Below are 26,735 nucleotides of genomic sequence, written 5' to 3' on the forward strand. Positions count from 1 at the left end.
ATGTGTTCTTAGAGAGCTTTCTGTTTGGCTACATACTTAATATGTTTATTAGCACCAAACAGAGAAGCTGAATATTTTAAGGCAAAGCATTATATGCGAACAGAGGCTGACTCTCTAGAGTCTGAGCCAAATTTGTCCATCACAAGATTACTGCTTTATCTAATAGTGACTACCTCATAGGTTATTTGTTGACCATTTTGACGCAGAACAACTTCATCATCGATCACTTTCCCTACCAATATCTGACCAACAGGACTTGAAGGCGTAATCAGGTAAATCGTCTGATCATCAAATTTAACGGTAAGTCCGCCGGCGCAAGGAGAGACAAAAAACCGTTTTGAAATATCATTTGAGTTCAATAAAGCTAACTCAACCAAACACCACAACCCTATTGAATCATTCTCATCATATGGGACAAATGGTTTTTTATTAAAAAATAGCCAGTCTTTTTCACACTCTAATACTCGCTGGGACTGTCCGTGAGCCAAATAAGAGGCTTCCAAACCAAATGTATCGTATTTGTTTTCAGCAACACTTTCTTCATTCGTCGCTGCATCATGCGCTTGCTTCGCAGCCCATTTAGCCGTTTCGAAACGGCGCAATAATACAGATGTGACTGCATCATGTACTTCTTTCTTATCCATACGCTCATCTAACTTATTTTATATTTAGACATTGTAGAGGTTCAGTTTGATAAAGGAAGCGTCTGGAATAGGCATAGCCCGAATAAGGATAAAATGCGTCTTTTCTAACACCAACAAAACCTTAGTTGACTAAATCAACTGAGAATACTATATTGATAATCACTCTCAAATAGAAGAGAATTAAAAGTGGAAAACTTAATAGCAGATTCATTGCACAAACTAATGCATCTTCATCGTAGCCAAATGAAAGCAACCATCGAGACATCTGGAGTCACGCTTTCAGTAAGTCACATCCGAGCACTTAAATGCATAAAGTATATCAATGACTGCAACGCTAGTGATATTGCACATCGACTCTCTCTTGATAAATCACAAATCGCTAGAGTGTTAAAAGAACTGGTAAACGAAAAATACGTAGAAAAAATTCGAGACCCAAGAAATCACCGCTGTCAATTGCTTAACTTAACGAATACAGGTAACGAATTACTAATAGAGATCACTAAACTAAACACAGAAATTATTGAAAACATGACTATTGGATTAACAGATAAACAAATCAAAGACTTTATTCATACTACACAAATAATGACAACCAACCTTCAACGAGCATCAACAAAATCTGGAGCTTAAAATGAGCAGACCTCAACCTAGAGAATTAATTGTCATCCGAAAAGAACAAATATCTCCAAATATGCTGCGAATTACGTTTGGCGGTGAAAACATAACGACTATTCCTGACAATCAAGAGAGCGGTTATGTAAAGTTAATTTTCCCCAATGAAGACGCTAAGCCATTATTGAGAACCTATACAATTCGTCATCAAAGGTCAGATGAAATTGATATTGATTTCATGCTACACGAAGACAGTGGCATTGCTTGTACATGGGCAAAACAAGCACAACCAAATGACTTTCTTCTTGTCGGTGGGCCTGGACCTAAGAAGATGATCGAAACATCATCTGACTGGAAGTTACTAGTAGGTGATATGACAGCCTTACCAGCAATCAGTGTTAATCTCGCTGAGTTACCAAATGACACCCAAGGCTATGCGGTCATAGAGGTTATCAGCAAAGCGGATATCCAAGACCTAAAATATCCACGTGGTATGACATTAAAATGGGTTATTAACCCTCACCCGGGGCAAAACTCAAAGGCATTACTCGATCAGATGAAATCTTTAGATTGGCTAGATGGACAAGCTTCAATTTGGGCCGCTTGTGAATTTAGTAGCATGAAAGCTTTACGTGATTTTTTCAAAAAAGAAAAAAATATCTCAAAAGAGCATTTATACATTTCAAGCTATTGGAAATTAGGCAGCAATGAAGACCAGCATAAAGTTGAAAAACGCAACGATGCAGAGCTGGACGTTATTTAAAGTCATCGTAACAAATAACAAAAAAGCACCAAGATAGTCACTTCATAAGTAATCTTCTTAGTGCTTTTTTAAGCATACAGTTTTGTTTTATTGGCGGGCTAAACGATCATTCCCTAAGACTAAAGGAGCCGAAGAACGATAAGGATTAATATCTAAGCCTCCTCGCCTAACATAACGAGCATAGACAGTTAAACTTTCGGGCTGGCACTGGCGCATAATATCAATAAAAATTCGCTCAACACATTGCTCATGGAAGTCTGTATGCTCTCTAAAAGAAACAATATATTTAAGTAAATCTTCATGGTTTATTTTCGGCCCTTTATAATCGATAAAAACTGAGCCCCAGTCAGGCTGATTGGTTACGGGGCAATTCGATTTAAGAAGATGACTAACTAAACGCTCTTCAGCCATATCTGATGGATCACCCGCTTTTAAAAGCTCAGCATTTGGATGGTATTCAATAATTTCAACATCCAATTCATCAATGCAATAATCAGGTGTCAAAACAACTAACGAAGACATAGATTCAACATCACGAATAACAACTGTAACACGCGCTTCAGCAGCATTAGACAAGTCTCTCTCTAAAAGCGCCTGCACCTCTTCCGTAGAGTCATAACGCATTTGATTCAAAGAGTTCAAGTACAATTTAAAAGACTTAGACTCAATAATATTTGGAGAATCACAAGGCAAACGAAACTCAGCCAAAGCAACAACTGGCTTCCCTTTTAAATTTAACCACGACAACTCATAAGCATTCCAAACATCTTCCCCATAAAAAGGAAGTCGCTCAGACTCTATATTCATTTCAATCCATTTATCAACTCTTGCGATTGGGTAAAGCAACCCTGAGTCGTATTCAGAAACATACTCTGTTTGCTGACCTAAAGGTAAAAAGCCCATATACACAACCTCAACTTCTAATGCCTCTGCCCTGATTTAGCAAACGTAGGCCGAATGAAAATAACACCGCAATAAATACACAGATAATCACCAACGCCCAATAAATATTAATATCAGACACGCCTAAAATACCATAACGAAAGGCATTAACCATATAAAGAACAGGGTTTAACAAAGAAACGGATTGCCATAAATCAGGCAATAAATCGATGGAGTAAAAAACACCACCTAAATAAGTGAGTGGCGTTAAGATAAACGTAGGTACAATGGATACATCATCAAAACTTCTTGCATAAATCGCATTAACAAAACCGCCTAATGAAAACATCACAGCCGTTAGAAATACAACCAACACAGTTAAAAGTAAGCTAGTTAATGCTAGGTGAGTAAAGAATAGCGATAAAACAGTTACAATAAGGCCAACTAATAATCCTCGCACAACACCACCAAGAACATACCCAATTAAAATAATCCAATTAGGCGTTGGTGATACCAACAACTCCTGAACACTATGCTGAAACTTCGCAGAAAAGAATGATGAAGCCACATTGGAATATGAATTGGTAATTACCGACATCATAATCAGTCCTGGTACGATGTATTGCATATAACTAAAACCACCCATTTCTCCAATTCGTTCACCTATTAGGTTACCAAATATAGCAAAATACAATGTCATCATGATAGCTGGCGGCAATAACGTTTGTGGCCATATACGAGTAAAGCGGCGAATTTCTTTAGTTAAAATGGTATAGAATGCGATCCAAATTTCTGAATTTTTCATCAATTTAACCTTTAATTAATTTAACGAAGAGCTCTTCGAGTCGGTTGGATTTATTACGCATACTGACAACATTGATGGATATTGTGTCTAACGCACGAAAAATAGCATTAACAGACTGCCCCTTGATAACGTCCACTTCAATAGAGCTGCCATCATTAATTTTCATCACCTTATAGCCAGGTAAAGACCAATCATCAGGAAGATTTGAGTCTAAATCTAAAATAAAGGTTTCTTGATTTAGTGTTTTCAACAAAGCTTTCACGCTAGTATTTTCGACAATTTCACCCGCATTTATGATGGCTATATTTCGACACAATTGTTCCGCCTCTTCTAAATAATGGGTTGTGAGTATAATTGTTGTGCCCTGTTCATTTAATGTTTTAATGAACCCCCACATTGAACGACGTAACTCAATGTCTACTCCTGCTGTTGGCTCATCTAATATAAGTACTTCAGGCTCATGAATAAGAGCCCTAGCAATCATAAGGCGACGCTTCATTCCTCCAGAAAGCATTCTAGATTGAACATCTCTCTTATCCCAGAGATCTAACTGCTTTAGATATTTTTCTGCGCGCTCCATCGCAACAGTTTTACTAATACCGTAAAATCCAGCCTGCGTAACAACCACATTAAAAACAGTTTCGAATACATTAAAATTAAATTCTTGCGGAACAACACCTAAGTATTTTTTAGCTTTAGCAAAATCTTTATCAATATCCGTACCAAAGATAGAAACAGTCCCTGATGTTTTGTTTACTAAAGAACACAAAATACCAATAGTTGTAGACTTACCAGCCCCATTTGGCCCAAGCAATGCAAAGAAATCGCCTTTTTTAACTTTTAAGTCGATTCCTTTTAACGCTTCGAAGCCACCTTCATAACGCTTTTTAAGGTCACTAATTTCGATTGCATATGTCATAATTGAAGTTCTCGTACGGCAGCAGCCGACTTATATTAGTTACTTTTTTTCAAATAGGTTTTTTTGTGGAATCACGCACACAGTACATACTTGACGCCTTTGCAGATCTACGCCAACGCATCAAAGAGCATGCCCCTTTTAATGAGCCAGATTTGGCTGAAGAAGAACTAGACTTCTTGGAAAAATGGGATGACCTGATAACACGTATACAAAACAATACGCACGATTATTCGTTTGAAGCTCAAGAAATATTGTCACGCTTCATTCGCTGTTATGCCAATTTAGTTCCGCTCATCAAACGTGAATTGTTATGGTTTATCGGTGGAGAATGTTTACATTTTCTGGGTGATGAAGAAATCACTCTCTACCAACAACTTGAAGATCATTTATATGAACTAGACAGCAAAAATAAAAGCTACGATATATCTAAAGAAATTAATATATTACGTGGACTACCGGCTCAAGTACATTAATGGAACAAAAGCGGGTGATACTTCACCCGCTTTTCGCATTTAAGACATTTTCTTAAATACTAGAGTGCCATTAGTTCCACCAAAGCCAAATGAGTTGTTTAGAACAACTTCTATTTTGCGCTTTTGAGGAGTTCCAGGAACATAATTCAAGTCACAACCTTCACTAGGCTCTTCTAAATTGATCGTTGGAGGAGCGACTTGATCTCGAATAGCCAAAATAGAAAAAATAGATTCTACTGCACCAGAAGCCCCCAACAAATGCCCTATCATTGATTTTGTTGAGCTCATCGCCACATCAGAGGCATCGTCAGCCATTAAATATTTTACGGCTTGTGTTTCTGCTAAATCACCAGCTGGCGTCGATGTTCCATGGGCATTGATATAATCAATGTCTCTAGGTTCAAGCTTGGCATCTTTCAAAGCCGCACTCATAGCTGAAGCGGCACCTTCACCAGTTTCTGGTGGCGCAGTCATATGATAGGCATCATCGCTCATACCAAAACCTGCAAGTTCAGCGTATATCTTTGCCCCACGAGCAATGGCATGCTCATATTCTTCCAATACAAGAATCCCCGCACCTTCTCCCATAACAAAGCCATCACGGTCTTTATCCCATGGACGGCTAGCAGTTTTCGGGTCATCGTTACGTGTAGACAGAGCCCTTGCTGCCCCAAACCCACCGATACCTAAAGGAGTGACTGCCATTTCAGCACCACCGGCAATCATAACATCCGCATCACCATAAGAAATCATACGGCCAGCCATACCTATATTATGAGTACCTGTAGTGCAGGCAGTAACAATAGAAATATTGGGGCCTTTGAAGCCAAAACGTATCGCAACATGACCAGAAATCATATTAATAATCGCGCCCGGAACAAAAAATGGAGAAATACGTTTCGGACCTGATTCCTTCAATAGCTCTAGATTCTTCTCTATCATTGGCAATCCGCCAATACCAGAACCTATAGCACAGCCAACACGCTTTAAATCAGCGGTATCAGCGTTTAAATTGGCGTCTTCGAGAGCTTGAACTGCTGCACCAATACCATATTGAATAAAGAGATCCATTTTGCGAGCTTCTTTTACACTCATATACTGAGTTGCATCAAAACCATTCACTTGAGCCGCAAAACGAGTGGAAAACTGGCTAGCATCAAAGTAAGTGATATCAGACACACCACTTTTACCTTCCAATATATTATCCCACGTATCTTTCACATTATTGCCAAGGGGTGTCACCATTCCCATCCCTGTGACCACAACCCGACGACGAGACATAAGACTCCTCCAACAATTCGCCCAAAACTATCAAGGCCTATTAATAAGAAAAGCCGCTGTAAAAAATACAAGCGGCTTTTCGGGAAACTCAGTAAACCAATATCTTACAAGTTAGCGTTGATATAGTCGTTCGCTGCTTGTACGGTAGTGATTTTTTCAGCTTCTTCATCAGGAATTTCAGTATCAAATTCCTCTTCAAGAGCCATTACTAGCTCTACTGTATCTAGGGAATCTGCACCTAGGTCATCAACGAAAGATGCTGAAGCAACAACATCTTCTTCTTTAACACCTAGTTGTTCACAAACGATTTTTTTAACGCGTTCTTCAATGCTACTCATTAGAAGTTCCTACTCTACTCATTAACAGCTCAGTGTGAGCATATTATAATATTCGGTCACCTATAAAAGGCGTGATTCTTAACTTAAACCAGAGACGTATTTTCGTCGAATTAAATATAAAATTCAACTCAAATTACGACATATACATGCCACCATTGACATGTAATGTTTCACCAGTGATGTAAGCTGCGCCTTGCGACGCCAAAAATGCGACAGCTGCCGCAATTTCTTCTGGTTGACCAAGACGTGAAGAAGGCACTTTTTCGACTAATTTAGCCTTGTGCTCTTCAGGGAGTACTTTAGTCATATCCGTTTCAATGAATCCCGGAGCAACACAATTTACAGTGATACCACGAGATGCAATTTCTGCGGCTAAAGAGCGGCTAAAACCTTCTAGCCCCGCTTTTGCTGCAGAGTAATTCGTTTGCCCACCATTGCCCATAGAGCCAACAACAGAGCTAATACTAATCACACGACCGAATTTTGCTTTAGTCATGCCGCGTAAGCAAGCTTTTGTCACACGAAAAACAGACGTTAAGTTAGTGTTGATAACTTGATCCCATTCATCTTCTTTCATGCGCATCATAAGATTATCACGTGTGATACCGGCATTGTTAACCAAAACCGTTGGTGCACCACATTCAGTCGTAATTTCTTTAATAACAGCATTCACTGATTCGCTAGATGATACATCTAAGACCCAGCCCTTACCATTTGAGCCTAGGTATTCACTAATGCTTTGTGCACCTGACTCACTCGTAGCTGTACCAATAACTGTCGCGCCCTGCTCAACCAAAGCAAGCGCAATCGCTTTACCGATACCACGGGTAGCTCCAGTTACTAGAGCAATTTTTCCTTCAAGACTCATGCTTGTCTCCAACGATCTATTCGAACAATTGTATAAATACTATTTACGCAGATAAAGCAGCTTCAAAACCAGACAAATCACCTAGAGACGATGCCACTAATCCTTTAACGATTCGTTTATTCAAACCACTCAATACTTTGCCAGGGCCACACTCTAACGCTGTCGTCACACCAAGGTCTGCTAACAACATAACAGATTGAGTCCACAATACTGGCTCGCTCAACTGAGACACCAAATTTGCCTTTATTACAGAAGGATCAGAAACCGCTTCGCCTGTAACATTCTGAACCAGAGTACAAGTTGGCACATTAAATACAATGGACTCAAGCTTTTCTGCTAATTTCTGGCCCGCTGGAATCATTAATTCACAATGAGATGGTACGCTAACAGGTAACGGTAATACACGCTTAGCTCCTGCTTCTTTTGCATTTGCCATTGCCATTTCTACCGCAGCAACATGACCAGCAATAACCACCTGACCTGGAGAGTTAAAATTAACAGCACTAACAATTCCAGGCGCAGCGTCACAGGCAGCAACGACTTTATCGTCCTCCAAGCCTATAACTGCAGCCATTGCGCCTTCACCAGCAGGAACAGCTTGTTGCATATACTCACCACGCAACTTAACCAAGGCAACAGCATCAGTAAATTTAATTACATCAGAACAAACCAAAGCAGAATACTCACCAAGACTATGCCCAGCAACACAAGCCGGCTTTTCACCGCCTTGCTGTTCCCAAAGGCGCCATAATGCGACACTAGCTGTTAACAATGCAGGCTGTGTTTTATCTGTCTGGCTCAGTTTTTCTGCATCATTCTGAACAAGATCCCATAAATCGTAACCTAGAACGTCGGATGCTTCTGCAAAAGTTTGCCCGATTATATCGTGCTTCTCTGCTAAATCAGCCAACATACCTAACTGTTGAGAACCTTGACCTGGAAAAACAAAAGCTAATTCAGTGCTCATTTTATCTCCTAACTGTAAGGCTTAACTACGAAGCCTCATTACAAAGTCGTGCTTCAACTGCAGCACATAAATCTGCTCGCGCAATATCAATTCCATATTCAATCGCACCAATCATGGCCGATAAATCAGAACAACCATGACCTTTTACCAAATTGCCACGCACACCGACTAAACAAGCCCCATGTCTACGCTCAGTTTGGTAAAAAGTCTCAAATAAAGACGACACATCATTCACGCCTTTAAATTTATTCATCAAGAAAGACAGCAATCCCTCTGATGCTTTTAAAACTGCATTCCCGACCATGCCATCACATACTATGACATTTTTTTCACCGCTAAATAATTCCGTTCCTTCAGCGTAACCAAGGTATTCTGGCCAATCTCTATTCGATAGAAGGCGATCTGTCTCCTTGATAACCATACTACCTTTTGAACTTTCCACACCAACATTCAACAAGCCAACTTTTGGCGTTTCCTTACTTAATGCTTCCACATAAGCCGCACCCAATTCAGCAAAGCCAACCAACATAGAAGGTGGACAATGTACATTCGCACCCAAATCAACCAAACAGCGCAGAGGGTTTGAATATAACTCTCGAATTAATGCAGGGTATAACTTAGGTTTTATTACTCCCAATAGATGACGAGCAAGTGCCACCATAGCCCCAGTATTACCTAAAGTAACAACTACATCCGACGTTTTTGTTGCTAATGAATTCAAAGACTCATAGAGCGTACTGTTACGACGGCGAAATAAAGACAACACTATTTCTTCATCTCCATCAATGACATCAGAGCAAGAAACCAGAGATAAACGTTCGTGAGGTGCCGGAAGATCAAGACCAGAACTTGGGGAATAATAAATAGTGATGGCGACATCTGGTTGCAGAGAGAGAACATCGAGTGCGCCCTCAAATGCAATGCGGGGACCTAAGTCCCCGCCCATAGCGTCTAAAGCTACCCTGATCATGGGTACCTTAGTTACTCACCTTTAGGGGTGATAACTTGACGACCACGATAAAAGCCATCAGCAGAAATGTGGTGACGACGGTGAAGTTCACCAGTAGTCTTTTCTACAGATAGAGTTGCGCTAGTCAAAGCATCGTGTGAACGACGCTGGCCGCGACGTGAACGAGTAACTTTACTTTTTTGTACTGCCATTTTTGGAGCTCCTAACTTTACTTGGCCTTTAATTGGGCCAATATACTAAATGGATTCGGTTTTTCGTCATCCGGTGCGTCATCGGTAGACGATGCATACTTTACAGCTGTTGGGTTGCAACCACTTTCTTCGTGATAGGCAACAATAGGTAAGGCAAGTATAATTTCTTGCTCAACCATATTTGCCAGAATTACTTCACCATCGGTCATGACAACAGGATCGTAACTCGCTGGTAGATTTTTCGCATGGTCTTCGTCATAAACAAACCCCAATGATAAATCTAACGCCAAATCATACGGCACAGGCCCAAGACAGCGTTGACAAACAACCTGTACTTGAGCTGTTAATGATCCAGTAGCAATATATCGCCTATCCTCATCAACTCTAAAGTCTAGATGAATAAAAGCATTACCCTCATCAGAGGCTAATATAGCACTAAGCTCCTCAAATCGATTAAGGGGCACGTACCCTTCAAAAGATTGCTCATTAAAAGCAAATTTTCGAGGGTCAAAATATTTAGGTAATGTGTCATTCAACATGGCGGCAAATAATATTGCCAAGGGCACTGATTGTCAAAGTCTAAGTGCTGTTAAAGCGTTTTTTTTCACTCTTTTAAGGCATTCGAAGCAAAAAAAAGTAAAATCTTCACTTATTCTCATAAATCGGCTTAAAAAAATGCAAAAAAAACTCATTCTAGGATCTTCATCACCATACCGAAAAGACTTACTAAACCGCCTAAATCTAACCTTCGAATGTCACTCACCTAATATCGATGAGAGCCCTTTAGAACAAGAAACAGCAGAAGGTCTAGTAAAACGCCTAACCATCGAAAAAGCCTTTGCTGTTCATAATAAGCAACTACAAAACAACAAAACAACAAATGCCATTATAATTACGTCGGATCAAGTCGCCGTACTCGACAATCAAATTTTAGGGAAACCTATAACAGAAGAAAACGCCATTTTACAATTAGTCAGCTTTAGTGGCAGAAAAGTTTCATTTCTAACCGGACTTTGCGTATTAAACCAACAAGACGAAACCTACAAATACACACTAAATATATACAATGTATATTTTCGAGAGCTAAAACGGAATGAAATTAAACGCTACGTTACGATCGAACAACCTTTAGATTGCGCAGGAAGCTTTAAATGTGAAGGCTTAGGTGTCTGTCTTTTTGACAAAATGGAAGGAGATGACCCTAATAGCCTAGTAGGCCTACCCTTGATTTCTCTTTGCCAACTATTGAAAGAACAAGGAATAAACCCAATAGGCTGAGTCTCTCCTAATAACCTTTAGGGAAAGAGTGATAACTCTTAGAAGGCGATTCCAAATCATCAATTGCCTTCTGAGTAACATCATAACCGAAGTCAATTAATTCCTTCGAACGCCAAAATTCATAAAAGCCAGTAATGTCTTTTGGGATTGAAATCAATAAGTCTGGCGGGTAACCTGCAACCTTATATTGAGTAAGAGATTCTTGCATCGTCTCAAACATCATATTAATTGTTTGCAACCGCCCCCAGCTCTCTGCAGAGTACTTAGGTTTAGTATCTTCCCCGTCTCTACTAAAGAGCTCTTTGGCTGTCTGCCACCAAGCAGGCCCTTCTTCAGATTCTTTTGCCTTTAGCTCTTCGGCTTTCTCCTTCAATACACCGTCCGCAGGACCATTAAGATCAACGGCAATAATATAATCCGCACCAGCCGATACCGAAGGAATGATAGGTAAAGGATTTAAAATACCACCATCAACATACAGCTGTCCGTTCAAGTTTACAGGATAAATAATAGAAGGTATGGCAGATGAGGCACGCATAGAGTCTATCAAGCTACCACGCTGAAACCAAAACTCCTTTTGATTCAACAAATCCACAGCAACAGAAGTATAATCGATTGGTAAGGACTCAATATCAGGCGTGCCAACAAGACTTTGAATTTTTTCAAAGAAACGATCACCCTTAATATACCCACCGTTAAAGAAAGACATGTCTAACAAACGAATTACAGCAACTTTGTCTAAGGATAAAGCCCATTCTCGATATTCTGAAAGCTTACCAGCTGCGTATACACCACCAATTATGGCACCAATAGAACATCCTGAAATACTGATTATTTCATAACCACGGTCTTCAATTGCCTGAATCACACCAATATGTGAATGACCACGTGCAGCCCCACTACCCAGTACAAGGGCAACTGTTTTTTTCGTATTCACCAACACCACCTAAGGACGGATATAAACAAAAGAGATTCGATTCACACCTAAAGATTCACGACCTAGATCTGCCAAATTAATAAAACGAACTTTTTCATTAAGCTGGTTCCCCAATCCAGCAGACAGACTGGAAATCAATTGATCCCCGGACTCAATAGCACCTAATGGCCCGGACCTTTGACTGGTAACAAAACCCACAACATGCTGACCTGATGGTAAGTCACTTAAAAAACGTCGAATCCTTGGAGTATCTTGAGCATCCATTTGAGCAACAATTTCAAACTCAGTATCTCTTCCTTCAACAGACTTTACTTCATCCAAGCGAACAATAACGTCACCCGCTCCGCGACGATTAAGATAAAGTGTTTGATAGATATCTTGTGCGTTTTTTACAACAAACAAATATTGATTTTGATCCGCCCCATATAACAGGTAATCACTAAAAAAATCATTAGCCCAAGCATTACTACTACCACAACTACGGCTTTCACATTCAAATAAAACCGTTTGCCCCTGTTTGAGCATTTGTGCACGATAATGCGCATACACATCTGACAACACCGCGTTTCGATCGATTTTATAAAGTGATGTAAAATAATCGCCTTTCAATCGAACCACAGATTCAGGCTCCCAGCCGCTTCCTGCTTTGCGTATTTTACTTAGCGGAATTTCAATCAACTGCTCCGCTTGCGCATTACTTTTTATTAATTGTGCATCTCGATAAGGAGTAATTTCCAAAACCCCAGCAAACGAAACACCACTAAAAAATGCAAATAAACATAATACTTTACGAAACCGAACCATAAACCCTCTCAACCATTCCCTTAAGAATGAATTAACGTATTAGTTTTGATCAATAAACTTCTGAATCTCAGTAGCGACTGAGAAGCAAGTACTTGGCTCGAGATGAAAATGATGATTTCCTTCCAGCCATTTTAGTTTGATCCAAGGAAATTCAGCAGCACGTTTTTCAACAAGTAAAGTGTCGCCCTTATAAATACCATCTTTTGCCATCAACGCCAGAGTTGGGCATTTAATATCTTTAATGAAAGCTTCAATGCTCTCTTCATCCATTCGAAATGGTGATGGAAAAGTAAGCTTACCATCATGATTCCAACGCCAAACACCATCCACTCCTTCCTTCGCGCCGCGCTCCACAAGAGGCCCTGAGGCAAGCTTTGACAACCTAGTAAAACCATTCATCCTCGCAAGCACCATGGCTTCTTTTGTAGGGTAAAGGGTTGCTCGATCTAAACGATGCTTAGTCATTTTATTAACGGCTCGCTGCAAGGTGGCCACCCTGTCTTTTGGCGAACCACTTAGCGGCCCCATATTGTCTAAAATGATTAACCCTCTCACTTTATCAGGCGCAATTGCTGCCACTAACATAGCAACAGCGCCACCCATACTATGACCAATCAACCAAACGCTTTGTTTTGATTGATTTAAAATAGACACTACATCCAAAACATAGTCCCACAAATGATAAAAACTGCCTGCTGGGCGATGCTGAGAACGACCATGACCAGCTAAATCTAAAGCAACGTGAGAAAAGTCAAAAAGATGTGAAGATAAATTAGAAAAGCTAGCGGCATTATCAAGCCAACCATGCAAAGACACTACCTTTAACGCAGATGAATCTATTGATAACCACTGTAAAGCGGCAACTTCCGTATGAGGAAGCTGATAAACAATTTCATTTCCCATATTCGTTCTTTCTTAACTCTTTGTTATTTGTACTTAATAACATCCATTAAGATGGAGACATGTGCCAACGATATTGACAACAAGCCCCAGCAAACACTTCACCTTCAATCGAAGCGAGTGTTGCCGTTGTCATTGCAAAATTGATTGGTAAAGGTTCATCAATCATATAATCAATAAATTGATGCGCAAAAGGTTGATGTGTTACCAATAGAATAGAATCGTAAGGCTGCTCACTCAACCATAGCGCTACATCAGAATTACACCCATCAGGCGTAATCAAAGGACAATCCTTCACCTCAACAGAAGCGTTAAGATTCGTTAAAAATGTGTTAACTGTTTGTTGAGCTCGGACATAAGGACTTACAAAAACCACATCAAAAGTTTCATTCTTTAAGAGAAAACTTTCAGCTGTAGAAATAACTTCCTTTTCACCAAGTTTTGTTAACTCACGCAATTCATCTTGACCAGAACGATAAGGCTCAGCATTTCCATGACGCAAGACATAAAGTCGTTTAAGCTTCTTCATCCGACTTTACCTGAGGCCATGATTGAAATGGAAATGGCTTTTCCTCTTCCGCAAAAGACAGAAACGAAAAAATCTGTTTAATAAAAGCAGTAACACTTTTAAGCCAAACTATTAAGGTCATCGGCTCATGCCTTGAACCTAGTTTCATCAAACTAACCAAGATAACGAGAATTCCAAATACAGTGATGGCAACGTTTAACACCAGCCAATACAACACCATAAAAATCAAACGAAACCAAAAGCCTTGATCTGAATAACCTGGTTTAGACATTATTATTCTCCTCATTTGTCGCGAATTCGACATCCCATTTTTGCTCGCCCGTCATCATCGAACCAATTAACGACTCGAGCTTTGCACCATCAAATAATAGCTTAGAAAGGCCTTCAGCAAGCGGCATATACAAACCGTGTTTATAAGCCTCATCCACTACCATTTTTAACGTATTCACACCTTCAGCAACCTCTCCAATAGAGACAATTGCTTCTTCTAAATCTTGGCCTGAGCCAATAGCAAAACCCACTCGATAATTACGACTCAATGGTGAAGTACACGTTGCGATCAAATCCCCCATTCCAGCCAAACCCAAGAATGTCATTGGATTGGCACCAAAGTGCACAGCAAAACGGCTCATTTCAGCCAAACTACGTGTCATAATCATCGACATCGTGTTTTCACCAACATTCAGCGCTTTGGCAAGGCCACAAACAATCGCATAGATATTCTTTAGCGCTCCAGCGAGCTCTACGCCAGTGCTGTCTTTATTTTCATATACTCGAAATGTCGGTGACTTTAATAACTCAATCACCCGCTGCCTAACCAGGTCATCTGAACTGGCAATAACCGACCCAGTCATTTGACCCGCTGCAATTTCTTTTGCCAAATTTGGCCCGCTCAGCACACCAATTTTTTGCGTTATAGGGTTTCGACGCAAAATATCACTCATAAGTTCAAAACGATTTGGATTAAATCCCTTTGTCGTACTGATTAATATTTTTTCTGCCGTTAATAAAGGCTCTATACGCTGAACCACTTGCTCAAAAGACTTCGAAGGAATCGAAACAAAAACCGTATCACTTTCTCGGATCGCTTGCTCCAAATTCGAAGTTGCTAACAGCTCACAATGCAATGGCGCATTAGGTAGATACCGACTATTTAACCCAGTTAAATTAATTTCTTCAACTTGCTCTTCGTTGCGCATCCATTGGCTTACTTGATGACCATTATTAGCCATAATATTTGCCAAGGCTGTACCAAAACTACCGCCACCTAATACACATACCGAATGCTTCATAACAATAAGCTCTCTTTTCTTATCAACATCATCTTAAATTCAATCAAGACGAACAACTAACTTCTAATGACTTACCCCACTCTGGCGCACGCTGTGCAAGCAAACTGGATTCTGGATGTTCATCAAACGGGTGACAAAGAACATTTAATAAACGCCTAAATGGTAAATAATCTCCTTGCTCTGCCGAAAGTATTGCATCATGAGCCAAATAATTCCTCAGTATAAATTTCGGATTAATCTGAAGCATAGATTCACTTATTTCTTGCCAATCGGAAGGATCGGCAATACGCGCCGTTTGATATTTTTCCAACCAACTCAAAAGCTGATCACGATCTACCATTTCATCAAGCAAAAGAGCAAAACTGTCTTTTTCAAAATAACTCAGTAGACGAAAGAATACAGAATAATCCATTTTTTCACTGGTCAAAATATTGAGAAACTGGGGCAGTAACGCACGTACATCTTGAGATGAACTTAAACCTAATTTCTTCATCATCAATGCATCGTAATGAGCCTGCAATTCAGCTTCATAGCATTGTAAAATGGCAATTAGCTGATCCCTTTCCAAATGTTTTGAAAAGCAACGCATCAAACAATTTAAATTCCATAAACCAACACCTGGCTGACGAGAAAAAGCATAACGCCCTTCGTGATCTGAGTGATTACACACCCAATCTGGCTCATAATCTTCCATAAAGCCATAGGGACCATAATCAATAGTTTCGCCGGTAAATGAAAAATTATCAGTATTCATAACCCCATGCTGAAAACCAACCGATTGCCATTTTGCAATCATACGAGCCGTTCGCTTCACTACTTCTTTAAGCATGTTTTCTAATGGCGAGTCTGTCATTAAACAGTCGGGTAATAATGCTCAAGACAATAATCGATTAACTCATTAAGCTGCTCTTGTTTACCTTGATAAAAAAAGTACTCGAAATGACCAAAGCGAATATGCCCTTGAGCAACTCTCAGCAACATAGCACCAGCTTCTGGTTGTTCACGATAAACCGCTTCACGACTGTCGTAAAGCCCCAACGCACGAGACGTTGGAATCGACAATGCCGCCATCGCTTCGCTTGCTAAATACTCACGAATACAAGATCGCAACACAGCACGACCATCTCCACGACGAGAATAAGGCGTAGGCCCAGCTCCTTTCATATGCAAATCATACAAAAGATTGTCTTGACCTCGAACTTCGCCTAATAATACTCCTCGCCCATCCCCAAGCTGAGGTGAAAAACCGCCAAACTGGTGACCTGCGTAAACCATACTCAAACTATTGGGAGATACGTCTTCGCCACTCAGTAAGCGTTTGGTTTGAGCGGATTTAATATCGATAGATAAAAAAGTAGCTAGCGAATGATTAAACTCAACCAATCGCTGCTCGGAAAGTGGCTGGACAACTGTTTTTGAAGAAAACATATCGCCCAGATTTGAAAAGTGGTGCTCTAAATTCATCTTATCTCACTTAAAAAGTAAGCGATGTTTATTGAGACATATCAACCATGTACTCACAGCGAATACTCTCACCGACGACACGCTCGATTTCTGGAATCATGAAAGCATCATCTTCACTTGCAAAACTCACGGATTTACCCATTTCACCACCTCGACCAGTACGACCGATACGGTGTACATAATCTTCAGGGTCTTCAGGCAAAGCGTAATTCACCACCAACGCAACATTGTCTACGTGAATACCTCGTCCAGCAACATCCGTCGCAACAAGCACTTGAATGATACCATCTTTAAAGCTTTTCAGCGTTTTAACGCGCTTGTCCTGAGCAACTTCGCCTGACAAAATAGCACAGTTGATATTGGCCTTACGCAAACGCTCATACAGGTCACGAGTTTCATCACGTCGATTAGCAAATATAATCGTACGTTGACCGCCATTCTCTTCAATTAGCTGTTTCAACACTGGCCATTTTTGATCTGCTTCTACGGTATAAATCACTTGGTCTATATTTTGGTTTGTTGCTTCTTTCGGAACAACTGACACTTCTTTCGGGAAATAAGTCCACTGCTGAGCAAGCGCCTGTACGTCTTTAGGGAAAGTCGCACTAAACAACATAGTTTGTCTAACTTCTTTCTGTGGAGTCATGCGGATAATGCTTTTCACATCAGGAATAAAGCCCATCGACAACATACGATCCGCCTCATCTAGGACAAGGCACTCAACCTTACCTAACTGAACTTTACGGCTCCGCGCAAAATCCAACAAACGTCCCGGCGTCGCAACAACAATATCAACCGTTTCATGAGCTAAAGACATTTTTTGTTTTTCGTAGTTCATTCCACCAACCAGTGAAACAACGTTCAAATAACAATTTGATGTTAGCTTTTCAGCTTCGTCAGCAATTTGTAAGGCAAGCTCACGCGTTGGAGCAATAATTAGGCCACGCGCAAAATTATTACCTTCTCTTTTTTCCAGAGGGTAATCAAGAAAGTCACTGATCATAGCGATCAAAAAAGCAGCCGTTTTCCCAGTACCTGTTTGAGCCTGACCAATAATGTCATAACCCTGCAAAGTCATCGGCAGAGTTTCTGCTTGAATTTCACTGCAGTATTCAAAACCCATTTCGGCAATGGACTTGATAACTCGATCTGGAATATTTAAATCGTGAAAACGCACTTTCCCTTCAACTTCTTCAACTGGAAAATCTTCTATAGACCATGCGTCAGCTTTCGCGTCACTTTTTACATTAGCGACTTCAACAGCCGTAGACTCTTTATCAGTTTTTGCACTAACTGATTTTTCTTCATTTTCTTGAGGGCGCTTACTTGGGCGACGGGCACGTTTTGGTTTTGTCGTTTTTTCTGATGGCACTTCTTGAATTTGGTTTTCCATATTGGAATCTATACGCTTCTATAATGTTTTTGAGGTTATATGCTTGAAGTTAATCAACTGTGCAAAGAGTGTACCTAATTGGTTAGTCTTTATCACCCTTTGCTTACGCTTTGTTAAAGCAACTTATTGATATCGATAAGGTGGCAAGCTGTTTATTAATTGAGAGCCATAACGTTTTGTTTTCAAACGCTTGTCTAAAATATGTATTTCACCTGAATCCTTTTCATTTCTCAATAATCGCCCAGTCGCCTGAACCAAACGCAAAGAAGCATCCGGTATGGTAATTTCCATGAAAGGGTTACCGCCACGCTTTTGAATCCATTCCGCCAAGGTTGCTTCAACTGGATCATCAGGAACTGCAAAAGGTATTTTGGCAATATACACACAGGTTAAATAGTCACCGGGTAAATCAACCCCTTCAGCAAAACTTGCCAAACCAAACAGTAAACTTCCCTTACCCTCATCAATTCGTGATTTGTGAGAGTCTAAAATCACACGCTTGGACTGCTCTCCCTGCATAAGTAAAATTTCTTTTAACTTATCTGAAAGTGACAAAGACACCTCCTCCATTTGTCGACGGGAAGAAAATAACACCAAGCTACCTTTTTCAATATTTACCAGTTTGTTTAGATACGCAATAATTTCTGCCGTGTGCTGCTCAACACGATTAGGTTCATGCTCCATATCAGGAACAACCAGCAATCCATTCGTTTGAAAATCAAACGGGCTTAATACTCGTAAATATTCACTTTCACGAGGCACCCCAGAACGCATATTAAAACGATGAAATTGATTCAACGCGGTTAACGTCGCCGATGTCACGACAGCACCAAAGCATTTATCCCACAACTGTTGTCGTAACGTGTTCGCAGCAAGAATGGGCGATCCACCAAGCTCTATATCTTGCTCCATTCCTTGTCCAGACAAAATCAGCCAACGAGCATTTGGGGGGAAGTTCTGATCATCTACAGCGGAATACAAGCGCCACAAGCCGACACATTGCTCCAATCGACCAAGAATTACACCCAAAATAGGCTGCCAAGCTTCCGCCGTTTCTGGCGTCACCCCCATACCTTCATTTTGTTTGGTTTTCTTACATTCATCTTGAATGCTTTCGATGTTATTAAATAGTTTTTGATAAGAAGTTTGTAAACTGTAAGCCAGCTGGCGCAGCTCGTCAGGGATCAAACCAAACTCAAAACGGTGCAGATTGTTTTCCTGGTCTAAACCCAAACCTTGAATATAAGGTGCTAATCCTTGTTGAGCGTATTGAATGAAATTCACAATACTCTGTATTTGCTGAGGAATTTTAAGTAAAAGCTGGCCTGTTAGGCTGACATCATCAGTGAGCTCTTGTTTTAAATTAACTAGATTTTTTTCGAGCTGACGAAGCCAAGCAATACTTTGCTGCAATCGCACTTCATGTCGAAAATGACCAATGGCTTTATCGGGGAGGTGGTGCCCTTCATCAAACACATAAATCGTTTCTTTCGGTGCAGATAAAATTGCACCTCCTCCCAGAGACAAATCCGCCAAAACCAAATCGTGGTTTGCAACAATAACATCGGCAACCTCAATCTCCGCTCTCGCTTTAAAGAAAGGACAAGCTGAATAATTAGCACAATTACGATTCGTGCATTGCTGATGATCTGTCGTTAAACGACGCCAATCTTGATCACGAACAATACCCGCCCAATTATCTTTATCACCATCCCAATCGCCCTTCTCTAATGCCGTATCCATTTCTTGGTATAGGGCCGTGTTAACATCATCTGATTGCAGGTGCTGTTCAAACAGTCCAGCAAACATATCGTCAATCGCTTGCTCTTCGGTCCCTAAAAAACCTTCCAGATTATTCAAACACAAATACCGTCCTCGCCCTTTGGCTAACGTGTATTTGAAATTCAACTCTGTATGCTCAAGTAAATCAGGCAACTCTTTATGAAGGATCTGTTCTTGCAGTGCGACAGTCGCGGTTGAAATAACCAATTTTAGGCCACGAGCCTTAGCAATAGGGATTGTCGCTAGACAGTAAGAGAGCGTTTTACCTGTCCCTGTCCCTGCCTCAATGACAGCAACGTGCTTTTCATCCAGCCTTTCACCTTCAGAGCCTTGTTTAATACTCCCCAATGTACGAGCGATAGCACCTATCATCTGGCGCTGTCCAGCCCTTGGTTTATGGGACTTCGCATCCAAAGAAGCTCGGTATGCAAGTTGAATTTGTTTTTTAAGTTCGTCTGAAAGCATTTATATTATTGAGATTAGTTAAGAAAGCTGTATATAATAACAGTTACTGTATAAACAACCAGACTCCTTATGATTAAATTAACCAAAAGACAATCTGACGTACTAGAAACCATTCGCGAATTTATTAATGAAACGGGGTTTCCACCTACTAGAGCAGAAATAGCACGTCGCCTTGGGTTCAAATCCCCCAATGCTGCCGAGGAACATTTAAAAGCCCTATGTAAAAAAGGCGCTATAGAAATGCTACCTGGCGCCTCACGAGGCATACGCGTAGTCGATCAAGCCTCTAACGATGAGCAAGCAGAAGAGCTAGGCTTGCCTATCATTGGAAAAGTTGCGGCTGGCTTCCCTATTTTGGCTCAGGAAAACATCGACTCTCATGTCAACATACCGCCAAGTATGTTTTCGCCTCAAGCCGATTATTTTCTCTCTGTCTCAGGGACCAGTATGAAAGATATTGGCATTATGGAAGGCGATTTATTAGCCGTCCATAAAACTAGCACTGTTCATAATGGACAAATTGTTGTCGCACGCATTGGCGACGAAGTCACTGTTAAACGCTTTGAGCAAAAAGGTAGCATTGTTCGTCTTATTCCTGAAAACGAAGAATTCAATGACATCATTGTCGACCTTGAAAGCGAAGATTTTGCGATTGAAGGCCTATCTGTTGGCGTCATACGACAAGGCATTTAATTGTTTAAAATAACGACAGAGAGCAATAAAAAGGCGAAGAAAACGCTTCGCCTTTTTATTTCTTTTCTAATGCATTCAACGTTAGCTAATTCAGTAATAAAATACAGATAACTAATGTAAAATTTTAGGCCTAAGCTCTTCCATTTCTTCTGAATGCTCAAAACCTTCATCAAAGAAGGCTTCCTCTGAATAAGCGAAATCAATGCCTGCATGAAACATGCATTTTGCTAACTCAAAATAACTGTCTTTTAGATAAGATTTAGTTTCATCTGAAATATTCAGAGTTGCTAATGGCAACGTCTCCTCACCATCCTCACTGACTGGACGTAAAACAATGTCGCCGTTATCCAGCTCAACAATCTCTAGGTAGGACTCTTTCATACTCAATACTCTGATGACTCTTCTCTAAAACGTAACACCAATTCAACTAACTTGGCCAAATAAAAATTGATTGACGTACCGGCATCGTTACCTCGACCAATCAGATTGTCGCCCTCAATTAAAGCCATAGAGCCACGACACTCTAACTGCACTAAATAAGCTTGGTTTAATTGGTAACACCAAGAATCAGAACGCGATAACAAATCGGACAATTCACTTAATACCGGAACCATCATTTGCTTACTTTCAGATTCAACCAAGAGCTTATTTACATCCAATGACCCGGACAAAGAATAGGAAACAGATACTTCCCTTAACAAACCATTCAACGCACTTTTTAATTGAAAAATGGCCGAGCTCTCTAACCCTACATTCAACCATTTTTCTTCATTCGCCTGACTCAGTAGAATCAAGCGTTTCGCGGTATCTAATTTCTGATTTGTTAGACTCGCTAAATTAGCGACACTCATTTCTTTTTGCCTTCCTCAATTACCCATTTGGTGCCAACATAATAAGCTTTCCAACCAGTTGGCTTACCTTCTTCTTCTGTCATAACATACTGCTCTTTCGTCTTACGACTATAACGAATAACGGCAGGGCGACCTTCAGAATCTTTAACTGGAGCTTTAGAGAAAAAATGATATTTAGGATCAATTTGATCCATATAAGGTAATAATTCTTTTACTAACGGCGCTCGTGTTTCTCGTTTTCTAGGAAATTGACTCGCCGCTAAAAACAGCCCCGTCGCGCCATCACGCAAAACATAATGATCTTCAACTTTTTGACAAGCAAGGTCTGGCATAGGGACAGGGTCCATTTTTGGTGGCGCAGCTTCACCACTCTTCAATAACTTACGAGTATTTTTACATTCCTCGTTAGTACATCCGAAGTATTTACCAAATCGGCCGGTCTTCAACTGCATATCTGACGTGCATTTATCACATTCAATAACAGGACCATCGTAACCTTTGATTTTGAACACACCCTGCTCAACTTCATAGCCAGAACAAGCAGGATTATTACCACAAACATGAAGTTTACGATGCTCATCCATCAAGTAACTGTCCATCGCGGAACCACAAATAGTACAACGATGTTTATTGATAAGTGCCTTAGATTCACCCTCTTCATCATCAACAGCAACCGCTTCATCACCCCGCACTAGATTAATCGTCGCTTTACAACGCTCTTTCGGTGGCAAAGCATAACCAGAACAAGACATAAACACGCCTGTGCTGGCGGTACGAATCTGCATAGGACGAGAACACTTTGGGCATTCGATATCTGTCGGTGTCGGCTCATTCAGCATCATACCACCGTCAGGCGATTCTGCTTTTGCCAACACGCCACTAAAGTCTTTATAAAATGCATTTAGTGTTTTGATCCAATCTTTATGGCCTTCGGCTATATCATCCAGCTGTTCTTCCATTTGCGCGGTAAAACTAAAGTTCATCAAAGAACTAAAACTATCGACCAAACGTTCTGTAACAATATCGCCCATTTTCTCAGCATAAAAACGACGATTTTCAACGCGAACATAACCACGATCTTGAATCGTTGAAATAATTGAAGCATAAGTAGAAGGTCGACCAATGCCTCTTTTTTCTAACTCTTTAACCAAACTAGCTTCACTAAAACGAGCAATCGGTTTAGTGAAGTGCTGCTCAGGCAATAGCTCTTTCAGGTCGAGGTATTCACCCTTACCTACATCCGGCAAAATATTATCTTCGCCTTTTTTAACAACTGTTTGCATGGCACGAGTGTAACCATCGAAACGTAAAATACGCCCTTTAGCCTTAAACTCATATTCACCACTGGTAACGGTAATTGTTGTTGAGGTGTATTCTGCTGGCGTCATTTGACAAGCCATAAACTGGCTGCGAATCAAATCGTATAAGCGATGCGCATCTTTTTCCATGTTAAGTAAATCATCAACACGAACAGTGACATCAGATGGACGAATTGCCTCATGGGCCTCTTGAGCGCCTTCTTTACTGCTATATCGAATAGGTTCTTCTGGTAAATAAGCATCACCATACATCGAAGAAATATAACCTCTTAACGCCTCTACCGCATCCACACTCAAATTTGTAGAGTCTGTACGCATGTAGGTAATATAACCACCTTCATACAAACGCTGTGCAAGCATCATGGTTTTCTTAACGCCATAACCTAAACGAGTACTTGCTGCCTGTTGAAGTGTAGATGTAATAAACGGTGCAGAGGGTTTACTGCTTGTTGGTTTATCTTCTCGACTACTAACTAAGTATTTAGCGCCGTCAAGACGGCTAAGATGCTCATCAGATTGAACCTGATTAACTGGACGGTATTCTTTATTCTGGTATTTGGCTGCTTCAAATTTGATAATTTCTTTAGAAGGCGTTGCCAACATCGCGTCCAACTCCCAAAATTCATCAGGAATAAATGCACGAATTTCTTTTTCACGCTCAACAATCAAACGAACCGCGACAGATTGAACTCGACCTGCAGACAAGCCACGCGCCACCTTAGCCCAAAGCAAAGGAGACACCATAAAACCAACAACACGATCTAAAAAGCGACGCGCTTGCTGCGCATTAACACGATTCAAATCCAATTCAGACGGTGTTTCAAATGCCGCTGTAATGGCTTTTTTCGTTATTTCGTTAAAAACCACACGTTTATAACGACTATCATCGCCACCAATCGCTTCACGAAGATGCCATGCAATTGCTTCTCCCTCTCTATCCAAATCGGTTGCGAGATAGATGGTGTCAGCATTTTTTGCCAATCGCTTCAGCTCATCGACGACTTTTTCTTTGCCAGGTAGAATTTCGTAATGAGCTTTCCAATTACTTTCTGGATCCACTCCCATTCTAGAAATTAGCTGTTTACGGGACTTTGTACTTTTGTATTCAGCTTTTTCTTCTGGACTCATTTTACGCGTCAAAGCAGCTTGTTTAGCGCGCTCTTGAGGCGTTGAGGTGGAAGTTGCACCTGTTGGCAAGTCTCGAATGTGTCCCACACTCGATTTAACAATGAAGTCATTGCCCAGATATTTATTGATGGTTTTCGCCTTAGCTGGCGATTCCACGATAACCAGTGATTTTCCCATTGAACTGTGTAAGCCTTTTATAAAGTAAGTCTGCAAAAATCGACATTGCACGAAGTTTAATCTGTATGGGCGCTGATATTAAGCAAACACCTTTTATATGACAAGCGATCCCTGTATTGTTTCACATATTAAATCTTGCTGAACTTAGTATTTCTTATTTAACATACTGAATTCATTGTTGAAGGACAACCATGGCTACGCTTCAAATATTAACAATTGCATTTCTAATCATCATAGTGCTTTTGTCTGTTGTTATTGGATCACGCGCACACCAAAAAGAAAAAGAAATAACAGCACGCCGTATAAAACAGCTACAACTATCAAATAGAGCTGATCGTGTAGAACAACATATACGAGGCTTAAAAGATATAAATACAGACACAATTGCCACTGACGTCCTGTACGATTTCTATCTAGACACACTTCGAGAGCTTCTGCAATATTCAGATGACCCAGAGAAAGTTGAAATTCGAATAGCAAAGGCTGAAGAAGGAAGAAATAACGATCCAATAACATTTAGCCCAGAACCAGCTATTTTTAGCTTCCAAGAGAAAACAAACTATAAAGAACGCTTAACAAAACTTGCAAAGATGCTTCTGTACCTGCGCAGGAAAGGTCGAATCAGCAGCACCCATTACAAAGAATGTTACGACTATTTGCGCTGGTTAAATTTATGGATTCAACTAAACCGGCAAATGGTTCAGGCAAATAGCAACTTTGACAATGGTGATTCTCGCGTCGCAAGAACTCTTTACAGCGTCGTGTTATCGCACCTTAAATCGGATGGCATAGAGCGCCCAGAAAAGAACATTTTAAGCACCTTTGTTACTGAACGAATGAAAGAAATACTGTCGCCAACTATTGAAGCCATACAAAACAGCGACGACCCAGAAAAAGCATTGAGTGATTTAATAAGAAACATCGAATTGCCTGAAGAACCAAAAACATAAGCCCTTACCGAAATCGATAGTAATCAACTTACGATACTAGACTATCGATTTCTACCAAGCTGAAAACAAGTTTGCTAAGCTCTTCCAATACAGTTACATCACCCCTCTCATCCCAATAAAACGACACACTATCTTTTGTGATTTGCACACCTAACAACAATCCGCCTTGTTTTCTAAGAATTATTTTAGACTCTTCTGTGAGATTGAGAGACCCATTCGACCACCACCCATCCACCACACTATCGTATTTCCATACTTCATAAGGCAACAGCAGTACTCTGTTAGACAATGAAGTAAGAGGTTTTAAGCGATAATATGAATATGCCGCGACTTTATGACTATTCGTTGTCTTATCCCACTTGTCAGGAAGGTTAATTGATGTAAGCTGAACAGTAAGGCCAAGTTTACGAGCATGCATACGCAAAGCCATACGTTGGCGCTCTTTCACTGGAGGCAAAACCCACAATGCCGACCCCATTAAAGATAGCGTAATAAAAATAACGATTAGAGCAGTCATAACTAATGTTTCTCTCTGGCATTCTAATTTTGAGCTAAAATAAACAAATCAAGTTAAATTTGGAGGAGTTTCACCATGTATAACAGAGTCTTACTTGCCGTTGATCTGACCGATGAAAGCATAAAGGTAGCCAACAAGGCTGCAACATTATGCAAATCAACGGGCGCAGAACTTACCATAGTTCATGTTATCGAATCACTTAATTACGCCTACGGTGGTGATGTTCCGATAGATATCACAGATATCCAAACCCAATTACAAGAAACCGCAAAAGAACGCATTGCAATTCTAGAAGCTCAACTTAATATTCCACTTCAAGAAAGCTGCATTACCCAAGGCGGTATAGAAAGTGAAATCCACCGAATCGCAGAAGAAAAGAAAGTCGATCTAATCATTGTCGGAAGTCATTGCCGCCATGGATTAGCTTTATTACTTGGCTCGACTGCTAACGGCGTACTTCATGGCGCCCCCTGTGATGTCCTTGCTGTAAAAGTAACAAAAGACTAACTGCCAAAAAACACACGCATTTAGATAGAAAAACGC

Annotated in this window: 30 protein-coding genes and 1 pseudogene; 7 read left to right on the plus strand and 24 right to left on the minus strand. The window is 40.5% G+C overall.

The genetic code is table 11. The features are described 5' to 3' along the window. Nucleotides 1–155: 155 nt before the first annotated feature. Nucleotides 156–644: a GreA/GreB family elongation factor gene (locus MUS1_RS05235; protein WP_036159881.1), complete on the minus strand. Its 489-nt coding sequence runs from the start codon at nucleotides 642–644 to the stop codon at nucleotides 156–158. A 186-nt stretch (nucleotides 645–830) separates the two neighbouring features. On the opposite strand from MUS1_RS05235, the gene MUS1_RS05240 reads away from it, so the two are divergent. Both MUS1_RS05240 and MUS1_RS05245 read left to right on the plus strand, forming a co-directional pair. After that, complete coding sequence (locus MUS1_RS05240; RefSeq protein ID WP_051436123.1) at nucleotides 831–1,274, plus strand: MarR family winged helix-turn-helix transcriptional regulator; 444 nt, start codon at nucleotides 831–833, stop codon at nucleotides 1,272–1,274. A 1-nt stretch (nucleotide 1,275) separates the two neighbouring features. After that, nucleotides 1,276–2,019, plus strand: coding sequence for a siderophore-interacting protein (locus MUS1_RS05245; RefSeq protein ID WP_036159883.1), 744 nt, complete (start codon nucleotides 1,276–1,278; stop codon nucleotides 2,017–2,019). A gap of 87 nt (nucleotides 2,020–2,106) precedes the next feature. Here the strand turns inward: MUS1_RS05245 and queF are convergent, their stop codons facing one another. From queF to MUS1_RS05260, 3 genes are read right to left on the minus strand one after another with little or no spacing between them, the layout of a single operon-like run. After that, complete coding sequence (gene queF, locus MUS1_RS05250; RefSeq protein WP_036159884.1) at nucleotides 2,107–2,922, minus strand: NADPH-dependent 7-cyano-7-deazaguanine reductase QueF; 816 nt, start codon at nucleotides 2,920–2,922, stop codon at nucleotides 2,107–2,109. 10 nt (nucleotides 2,923–2,932) lie between these two features. Then, nucleotides 2,933–3,706 (minus strand): ABC transporter permease, encoded by a 774-nt coding sequence (locus MUS1_RS05255; protein ID WP_036159886.1) that lies wholly within the window; start codon nucleotides 3,704–3,706, stop codon nucleotides 2,933–2,935. Nucleotides 3,707–3,710: 4 nt separating this feature from the next. Continuing rightward, nucleotides 3,711–4,625: an ABC transporter ATP-binding protein gene (locus MUS1_RS05260; RefSeq protein ID WP_036159887.1), complete on the minus strand. Its 915-nt coding sequence runs from the start codon at nucleotides 4,623–4,625 to the stop codon at nucleotides 3,711–3,713. 65 nt (nucleotides 4,626–4,690) lie between these two features. Here MUS1_RS05260 and MUS1_RS05265 point away from each other — a divergent pair, with 65 nt between their 5' ends. After that, entirely contained in the window at nucleotides 4,691–5,098 is a 408-nt protein-coding gene (locus tag MUS1_RS05265) for a PA2817 family protein (protein WP_036159889.1), read from the plus strand. Between the two features lie 39 nt (nucleotides 5,099–5,137). Here MUS1_RS05265 and fabF read toward each other — a convergent pair whose 3' ends face one another. From fabF to MUS1_RS05300, 7 genes are all read right to left on the minus strand, one after another. Next, on the minus strand, nucleotides 5,138–6,379 hold the full coding sequence (fabF, locus tag MUS1_RS05270; RefSeq protein WP_036159890.1) for a beta-ketoacyl-ACP synthase II: 1,242 nt from the start codon (nucleotides 6,377–6,379) through the stop codon (nucleotides 5,138–5,140). 104 nt (nucleotides 6,380–6,483) lie between these two features. Beyond that, on the minus strand, nucleotides 6,484–6,717 hold the full coding sequence (acpP, locus tag MUS1_RS05275) for an acyl carrier protein (protein ID WP_012069834.1): 234 nt from the start codon (nucleotides 6,715–6,717) through the stop codon (nucleotides 6,484–6,486). A 133-nt stretch (nucleotides 6,718–6,850) separates the two neighbouring features. Further along, a complete protein-coding gene (gene fabG, locus MUS1_RS05280; protein ID WP_036159892.1) occupies nucleotides 6,851–7,585 on the minus strand; it encodes a 3-oxoacyl-ACP reductase FabG in 735 nt (244 codons plus the stop codon). A 43-nt stretch (nucleotides 7,586–7,628) separates the two neighbouring features. Continuing rightward, the gene (fabD, locus tag MUS1_RS05285; RefSeq protein ID WP_036159894.1) at nucleotides 7,629–8,552 is read right to left on the minus strand and encodes an ACP S-malonyltransferase; all 924 of its coding nucleotides are present in this window, start codon (nucleotides 8,550–8,552) and stop codon (nucleotides 7,629–7,631) included. A 25-nt stretch (nucleotides 8,553–8,577) separates the two neighbouring features. Further along, complete coding sequence (locus MUS1_RS05290) at nucleotides 8,578–9,522, minus strand: fatty acid synthesis protein (protein ID WP_036159895.1); 945 nt, start codon at nucleotides 9,520–9,522, stop codon at nucleotides 8,578–8,580. A gap of 11 nt (nucleotides 9,523–9,533) precedes the next feature. Then, nucleotides 9,534–9,713, minus strand: a complete 180-nt coding sequence (gene rpmF, locus MUS1_RS05295; RefSeq protein WP_024025546.1) for a 50S ribosomal protein L32 — start codon at nucleotides 9,711–9,713, stop codon at nucleotides 9,534–9,536. 17 nt (nucleotides 9,714–9,730) lie between these two features. Further along, a complete protein-coding gene (locus MUS1_RS05300; protein WP_245595752.1) occupies nucleotides 9,731–10,273 on the minus strand; it encodes a YceD family protein in 543 nt (180 codons plus the stop codon). Nucleotides 10,274–10,388: 115 nt separating this feature from the next. Here MUS1_RS05300 and MUS1_RS05305 point away from each other — a divergent pair, with 115 nt between their 5' ends. Further along, nucleotides 10,389–10,991, plus strand: a complete 603-nt coding sequence (locus MUS1_RS05305) for a Maf family protein (protein ID WP_036160133.1) — start codon at nucleotides 10,389–10,391, stop codon at nucleotides 10,989–10,991. Nucleotides 10,992–10,998: 7 nt separating this feature from the next. Here MUS1_RS05305 and MUS1_RS05310 read toward each other — a convergent pair whose 3' ends face one another. The 9 genes and pseudogenes from MUS1_RS05310 to dinG all read right to left on the minus strand — a co-directional run bounded on the left by MUS1_RS05310 (nucleotide 10,999) and on the right by dinG (nucleotide 20,557). Further along, nucleotides 10,999–11,928 carry a patatin-like phospholipase family protein gene (locus MUS1_RS05310; protein WP_051436124.1) on the minus strand — a complete coding sequence of 310 codons (930 nt, stop codon included), beginning with the start codon at nucleotides 11,926–11,928 and terminating at the stop codon, nucleotides 10,999–11,001. 9 nt (nucleotides 11,929–11,937) lie between these two features. Continuing rightward, nucleotides 11,938–12,732, minus strand: a complete 795-nt coding sequence (locus tag MUS1_RS05315; RefSeq protein WP_036159901.1) for a DUF4892 domain-containing protein — start codon at nucleotides 12,730–12,732, stop codon at nucleotides 11,938–11,940. Between the two features lie 39 nt (nucleotides 12,733–12,771). Next, a complete protein-coding gene (locus MUS1_RS05320; protein WP_036159903.1) occupies nucleotides 12,772–13,635 on the minus strand; it encodes an alpha/beta fold hydrolase in 864 nt (287 codons plus the stop codon). Between the two features lie 46 nt (nucleotides 13,636–13,681). Next, nucleotides 13,682–14,161: a SixA phosphatase family protein gene (locus MUS1_RS05325; RefSeq protein WP_036159904.1), complete on the minus strand. Its 480-nt coding sequence runs from the start codon at nucleotides 14,159–14,161 to the stop codon at nucleotides 13,682–13,684. Next, a complete protein-coding gene (locus MUS1_RS05330) occupies nucleotides 14,148–14,432 on the minus strand; it encodes a DUF4389 domain-containing protein (protein WP_036159906.1) in 285 nt (94 codons plus the stop codon). Before MUS1_RS05330 ends, MUS1_RS05325 begins: the two co-directional genes overlap by 14 nt. Further along, nucleotides 14,425–15,453 carry an NAD(P)H-dependent glycerol-3-phosphate dehydrogenase gene (locus tag MUS1_RS05335; protein ID WP_036159908.1) on the minus strand — a complete coding sequence of 343 codons (1,029 nt, stop codon included), beginning with the start codon at nucleotides 15,451–15,453 and terminating at the stop codon, nucleotides 14,425–14,427. The genes MUS1_RS05330 and MUS1_RS05335 overlap by 8 nt, the downstream gene beginning before the upstream one ends. A 43-nt stretch (nucleotides 15,454–15,496) precedes the next feature. Next, a pseudogene (locus tag MUS1_RS16370) lies at nucleotides 15,497–16,917 on the minus strand (protein adenylyltransferase SelO). A gap of 28 nt (nucleotides 16,918–16,945) precedes the next feature. Further along, entirely contained in the window at nucleotides 16,946–18,310 is a 1,365-nt protein-coding gene (locus MUS1_RS05345) for a DEAD/DEAH box helicase (RefSeq protein WP_036159909.1), read from the minus strand. Between the two features lie 123 nt (nucleotides 18,311–18,433). After that, the gene (gene dinG / locus MUS1_RS05350) at nucleotides 18,434–20,557 is read right to left on the minus strand and encodes an ATP-dependent DNA helicase DinG (RefSeq protein ID WP_036159911.1); all 2,124 of its coding nucleotides are present in this window, start codon (nucleotides 20,555–20,557) and stop codon (nucleotides 18,434–18,436) included. Nucleotides 20,558–20,626: 69 nt separating this feature from the next. Between dinG and lexA the strand changes: the two genes are divergently transcribed. Then, on the plus strand, nucleotides 20,627–21,250 hold the full coding sequence (gene lexA, locus MUS1_RS05355; protein ID WP_036159912.1) for a transcriptional repressor LexA: 624 nt from the start codon (nucleotides 20,627–20,629) through the stop codon (nucleotides 21,248–21,250). 111 nt (nucleotides 21,251–21,361) lie between these two features. On the opposite strand, the gene MUS1_RS05360 is transcribed toward lexA, so the two are convergent. From MUS1_RS05360 to topA, 3 genes are read right to left on the minus strand one after another with little or no spacing between them, the layout of a single operon-like run. Beyond that, nucleotides 21,362–21,631, minus strand: a complete 270-nt coding sequence (locus MUS1_RS05360) for a hypothetical protein (protein ID WP_036159913.1) — start codon at nucleotides 21,629–21,631, stop codon at nucleotides 21,362–21,364. 2 nt (nucleotides 21,632–21,633) lie between these two features. Continuing rightward, entirely contained in the window at nucleotides 21,634–22,101 is a 468-nt protein-coding gene (locus MUS1_RS05365; RefSeq protein WP_036159915.1) for a DUF6586 family protein, read from the minus strand. Then, nucleotides 22,098–24,725 (minus strand): type I DNA topoisomerase, encoded by a 2,628-nt coding sequence (topA, locus tag MUS1_RS05370; RefSeq protein WP_036159917.1) that lies wholly within the window; start codon nucleotides 24,723–24,725, stop codon nucleotides 22,098–22,100. The genes MUS1_RS05365 and topA overlap by 4 nt, the downstream gene beginning before the upstream one ends. A gap of 191 nt (nucleotides 24,726–24,916) precedes the next feature. On the opposite strand from topA, the gene MUS1_RS05375 reads away from it, so the two are divergent. Beyond that, a complete protein-coding gene (locus MUS1_RS05375; RefSeq protein ID WP_036159919.1) occupies nucleotides 24,917–25,675 on the plus strand; it encodes a hypothetical protein in 759 nt (252 codons plus the stop codon). Nucleotides 25,676–25,703: 28 nt separating this feature from the next. Here MUS1_RS05375 and MUS1_RS05380 read toward each other — a convergent pair whose 3' ends face one another. Then, nucleotides 25,704–26,192 carry a hypothetical protein gene (locus MUS1_RS05380; RefSeq protein WP_036159921.1) on the minus strand — a complete coding sequence of 163 codons (489 nt, stop codon included), beginning with the start codon at nucleotides 26,190–26,192 and terminating at the stop codon, nucleotides 25,704–25,706. A 75-nt stretch (nucleotides 26,193–26,267) separates the two neighbouring features. Between MUS1_RS05380 and MUS1_RS05385 the strand changes: the two genes are divergently transcribed. Continuing rightward, complete coding sequence (locus MUS1_RS05385; protein ID WP_036159923.1) at nucleotides 26,268–26,699, plus strand: universal stress protein; 432 nt, start codon at nucleotides 26,268–26,270, stop codon at nucleotides 26,697–26,699. Nucleotides 26,700–26,735: the final 36 nt, after the last annotated feature.

The sequence above is a fragment of the Marinomonas ushuaiensis DSM 15871 genome (assembly GCF_000521805.1).
Lineage (GTDB): Bacteria > Pseudomonadota > Gammaproteobacteria > Pseudomonadales > Marinomonadaceae > Marinomonas > Marinomonas ushuaiensis.

What these genes read in the sequence shown, in the direction of transcription:
- fabD (WP_036159894.1), bottom strand. Translation starts at nt 8,552, where the DNA reads ATGAGCACTGAATTAGCTTTTGTTTTTCCAGGTCAAGGTTCTCAACAG.
- MUS1_RS05360 (WP_036159913.1), bottom strand. Translation starts at nt 21,631, where the DNA reads ATGAAAGAGTCCTACCTAGAGATTGTTGAGCTGGATAACGGCGACATT.
- MUS1_RS05365 (WP_036159915.1), bottom strand. Translation starts at nt 22,101, where the DNA reads ATGAGTGTCGCTAATTTAGCGAGTCTAACAAATCAGAAATTAGATACC.
- MUS1_RS05345 (WP_036159909.1), bottom strand. Translation starts at nt 18,310, where the DNA reads ATGGAAAACCAAATTCAAGAAGTGCCATCAGAAAAAACGACAAAACCA.
- topA (WP_036159917.1), bottom strand. Translation starts at nt 24,725, where the DNA reads ATGGGAAAATCACTGGTTATCGTGGAATCGCCAGCTAAGGCGAAAACC.
- MUS1_RS05330 (WP_036159906.1), bottom strand. Translation starts at nt 14,432, where the DNA reads ATGTCTAAACCAGGTTATTCAGATCAAGGCTTTTGGTTTCGTTTGATT.
- MUS1_RS05305 (WP_036160133.1), top strand. Translation starts at nt 10,389, where the DNA reads ATGCAAAAAAAACTCATTCTAGGATCTTCATCACCATACCGAAAAGAC.
- dinG (WP_036159911.1), bottom strand. Translation starts at nt 20,557, where the DNA reads ATGCTTTCAGACGAACTTAAAAAACAAATTCAACTTGCATACCGAGCT.
- fabF (WP_036159890.1), bottom strand. Translation starts at nt 6,379, where the DNA reads ATGTCTCGTCGTCGGGTTGTGGTCACAGGGATGGGAATGGTGACACCC.
- lexA (WP_036159912.1), top strand. Translation starts at nt 20,627, where the DNA reads ATGATTAAATTAACCAAAAGACAATCTGACGTACTAGAAACCATTCGC.
- MUS1_RS05315 (WP_036159901.1), bottom strand. Translation starts at nt 12,732, where the DNA reads ATGGTTCGGTTTCGTAAAGTATTATGTTTATTTGCATTTTTTAGTGGT.
- MUS1_RS05320 (WP_036159903.1), bottom strand. Translation starts at nt 13,635, where the DNA reads ATGGGAAATGAAATTGTTTATCAGCTTCCTCATACGGAAGTTGCCGCT.
- MUS1_RS05260 (WP_036159887.1), bottom strand. Translation starts at nt 4,625, where the DNA reads ATGACATATGCAATCGAAATTAGTGACCTTAAAAAGCGTTATGAAGGT.
- MUS1_RS05380 (WP_036159921.1), bottom strand. Translation starts at nt 26,192, where the DNA reads ATGACTGCTCTAATCGTTATTTTTATTACGCTATCTTTAATGGGGTCG.
- MUS1_RS05290 (WP_036159895.1), bottom strand. Translation starts at nt 9,522, where the DNA reads ATGATCAGGGTAGCTTTAGACGCTATGGGCGGGGACTTAGGTCCCCGC.
- MUS1_RS05325 (WP_036159904.1), bottom strand. Translation starts at nt 14,161, where the DNA reads ATGAAGAAGCTTAAACGACTTTATGTCTTGCGTCATGGAAATGCTGAG.
- MUS1_RS05335 (WP_036159908.1), bottom strand. Translation starts at nt 15,453, where the DNA reads ATGAAGCATTCGGTATGTGTATTAGGTGGCGGTAGTTTTGGTACAGCC.
- MUS1_RS05255 (WP_036159886.1), bottom strand. Translation starts at nt 3,706, where the DNA reads ATGAAAAATTCAGAAATTTGGATCGCATTCTATACCATTTTAACTAAA.
- rpmF (WP_024025546.1), bottom strand. Translation starts at nt 9,713, where the DNA reads ATGGCAGTACAAAAAAGTAAAGTTACTCGTTCACGTCGCGGCCAGCGT.
- acpP (WP_012069834.1), bottom strand. Translation starts at nt 6,717, where the DNA reads ATGAGTAGCATTGAAGAACGCGTTAAAAAAATCGTTTGTGAACAACTA.
- MUS1_RS05245 (WP_036159883.1), top strand. Translation starts at nt 1,276, where the DNA reads ATGAGCAGACCTCAACCTAGAGAATTAATTGTCATCCGAAAAGAACAA.
- MUS1_RS05385 (WP_036159923.1), top strand. Translation starts at nt 26,268, where the DNA reads ATGTATAACAGAGTCTTACTTGCCGTTGATCTGACCGATGAAAGCATA.
- MUS1_RS05375 (WP_036159919.1), top strand. Translation starts at nt 24,917, where the DNA reads ATGGCTACGCTTCAAATATTAACAATTGCATTTCTAATCATCATAGTG.
- fabG (WP_036159892.1), bottom strand. Translation starts at nt 7,585, where the DNA reads ATGAGTCTTGAAGGAAAAATTGCTCTAGTAACTGGAGCTACCCGTGGT.
- queF (WP_036159884.1), bottom strand. Translation starts at nt 2,922, where the DNA reads ATGGGCTTTTTACCTTTAGGTCAGCAAACAGAGTATGTTTCTGAATAC.
- MUS1_RS05235 (WP_036159881.1), bottom strand. Translation starts at nt 644, where the DNA reads ATGGATAAGAAAGAAGTACATGATGCAGTCACATCTGTATTATTGCGC.